The sequence below is a fragment of the Streptomyces sp. NPDC096323 genome, from assembly GCF_040302845.1.
In the GTDB taxonomy this organism is placed as follows: Bacteria; Actinomycetota; Actinomycetes; order Streptomycetales; family Streptomycetaceae; genus Streptomyces.
This window is the reverse complement of the sequence record NZ_JBEOSI010000027.1, coordinates 1,870-5,118: the sequence shown is the minus strand read 5'-3', so window position 1 is coordinate 5,118 and position 3,249 is coordinate 1,870. Positions and strand designations below refer to the sequence as shown.

Here is a 3,249-nt window from a genome sequence, read left to right as displayed (position 1 = left end):
AACACAGTGGACGCGAGCAACTGAGGACAAGCCCTCGGCCTATTAGTACCAGTCAGCTCCACCCGTTACCGGGCTTCCACATCTGGCCTATCAACCCAGTCGTCTACTGGGAGCCTTAACCCCTCAAAGGGGGTGGGAATACTCATCTCGAAGCAGGCTTCCCGCTTAGATGCTTTCAGCGGTTATCCTTTCCGAACGTAGCCAACCAGCCATGCCCTTGGCAGGACAACTGGCACACCAGAGGTTCGTCCGTCCCGGTCCTCTCGTACTAGGGACAGCCCTTCTCAATATTCCTACGCGCACAGCGGATAGGGACCGAACTGTCTCACGACGTTCTAAACCCAGCTCGCGTACCGCTTTAATGGGCGAACAGCCCAACCCTTGGGACCGACTCCAGCCCCAGGATGCGACGAGCCGACATCGAGGTGCCAAACCATCCCGTCGATATGGACTCTTGGGGAAGATCAGCCTGTTATCCCCGGGGTACCTTTTATCCGTTGAGCGACAGCGCTTCCACAAGCCACTGCCGGATCACTAGTCCCGACTTTCGTCCCTGCTCGACCCGTCGGTCTCACAGTCAAGCTCCCTTGTGCACTTACACTCAACACCTGATTGCCAACCAGGCTGAGGGAACCTTTGGGCGCCTCCGTTACTCTTTAGGAGGCAACCGCCCCAGTTAAACTACCCATCAGACACTGTCCCTGATCCGGATCACGGACCCAGGTTAGACATCCAGCACGACCAGAGTGGTATTTCAACGACGACTCCACAACCACTGGCGTGGCCGCTTCAAAGTCTCCCACCTATCCTACACAAGCCGAACCGAACACCAATATCAAACTATAGTAAAGGTCCCGGGGTCTTTCCGTCCTGCTGCGCGAAACGAGCATCTTTACTCGTAGTGCAATTTCACCGGGCCTATGGTTGAGACAGTCGAGAAGTCGTTACGCCATTCGTGCAGGTCGGAACTTACCCGACAAGGAATTTCGCTACCTTAGGATGGTTATAGTTACCACCGCCGTTTACTGGCGCTTAAGTTCTCAGCTTCGCCGACCCGAAAGTCAGCTAACCGGTCCCCTTAACGTTCCAGCACCGGGCAGGCGTCAGTCCGTATACATCGCCTTACGGCTTCGCACGGACCTGTGTTTTTAGTAAACAGTCGCTTCTCGCTGGTCTCTGCGGCCACCCCCAGCTCACCGAGTAAATCGGATCACCAGTGATGGCCCCCCTTCTCCCGAAGTTACGGGGGCATTTTGCCGAGTTCCTTAACCATAGTTCACCCGAACGCCTCGGTATTCTCTACCTGACCACCTGAGTCGGTTTAGGGTACGGGCCGCCATGAAACTCGCTAGAGGCTTTTCTCGACAGCATAGGATCATCCACTTCACCACAATCGGCTCGGCATCAGGTCTCAGCCTTAATGTGTGACGGATTTGCCTATCACACGGCCTACACCCTTACCCCGGGACTACCACCGCCCGGGCTGGACTACCTTCCTGCGTCACCCCATCGCTTACCTAGTACAAGTCTGGTTCGTCGGCTCCACCACTACCCTCAACTCCGAAGAGATCGGGCCGGCTTCACGGACTTAGCATCGCCTGATTCAGTATTGGGCGTTTCAAAGCGGGTACCGGAATATCAACCGGTTGTCCATCGACTACGCCTGTCGGCCTCGCCTTAGGTCCCGACTTACCCTGGGCAGATCAGCTTGACCCAGGAACCCTTAGTCAATCGGCGCACACGTTTCTCACGTGTGTATCGCTACTCATGCCTGCATTCTCACTCGTGAACCGTCCACAACTCGCTTCCGCGGCTGCTTCACCCGGCACACGACGCTCCCCTACCCATCCACACAGGCGTTGGCCCTATATGTGTGAATGACACGACTTCGGCGGTACGCTTGAGCCCCGCTACATTGTCGGCGCGGAATCACTTGACCAGTGAGCTATTACGCACTCTTTCAAGGGTGGCTGCTTCTAAGCCAACCTCCTGGTTGTCTCTGCGACTCCACATCCTTTCCCACTTAGCGTACGCTTAGGGGCCTTAGTCGATGCTCTGGGCTGTTTCCCTCTCGACCATGGAGCTTATCCCCCACAGTCTCACTGCCGTGCTCTCACTTACCGGCATTCGGAGTTTGGCTAAGGTCAGTAACCCGGTAGGGCCCATCGCCTATCCAGTGCTCTACCTCCGGCAAGAAACACACGACGCTGCACCTAAATGCATTTCGGGGAGAACCAGCTATCACGGAGTTTGATTGGCCTTTCACCCCTAACCACAGGTCATCCCCCAGGTTTTCAACCCTGGTGGGTTCGGTCCTCCACGAAGTCTTACCTCCGCTTCAACCTGCCCATGGCTAGATCACTCCGCTTCGGGTCTTGAGCGCGCTACTAAATCGCCCTATTCGGACTCGCTTTCGCTACGGCTTCCCCACACGGGTTAACCTCGCAACACACCGCAAACTCGCAGGCTCATTCTTCAAAAGGCACGCAGTCACGACGCACCGAGTAAACTCGATGCGCGACGCTCCCACGGCTTGTAGGCACACGGTTTCAGGTACTATTTCACTCCGCTCCCGCGGTACTTTTCACCATTCCCTCACGGTACTATCCGCTATCGGTCACCAGGGAATATTTAGGCTTAACGGGTGGTCCCGCCAGATTCACACGGGATTTCTCGGGCCCCGTGCTACTTGGGTGTCTCTTAAACGAGCCGTTAATGTTTCAGCTACGGGGGTCTTACCCTCTACGCCGGACCTTTCGCATGTCCTTCGCCTACATCAACGGTTTCTGACTCGTCTCACGGCCGGCAGACCATGAAAAAGAGATCCCACAACCCCGCATGCGCAACCCCTGCCGGGTATCACACGCATACGGTTTGGCCTGATCCAGTTTCGCTCGCCACTACTCCCGGAATCACGGTTGTTTTCTCTTCCTGCGGGTACTGAGATGTTTCACTTCCCCGCGTTCCCTCCACACTGCCTATGTGTTCAGCAGCGGGTGACAGCCCATGACGACTGCCGGGTTTCCCCATTCGGACACCCCCGGATCAAAGCTTGGTTGACAGCTCCCCGGGGCCTATCGTGGCCTCCCACGTCCTTCATCGGTTCCTGGTGCCAAGGCATCCACCGTGCGCCCTTAAAAACTTGGCCACAGATGCTCGCGTCCACTGTGCAGTTCTCAAACAACGACCAGCCACCCATCACCCCACCCTTACCGGATGAGTTCACTGGGGCCGGCAACCGAAGGACAG

The 3,249-nt window shown here is 56.5% G+C and carries 1 rRNA gene; it reads right to left on the bottom strand.

Annotated features, from left to right (window positions below):
* Positions 1–22: 22 nt before the first annotated feature.
* Positions 23–3,148 (bottom strand): 23S ribosomal RNA (locus ABTX18_RS35780).
* Positions 3,149–3,249 lie beyond the last annotated feature (101 nt).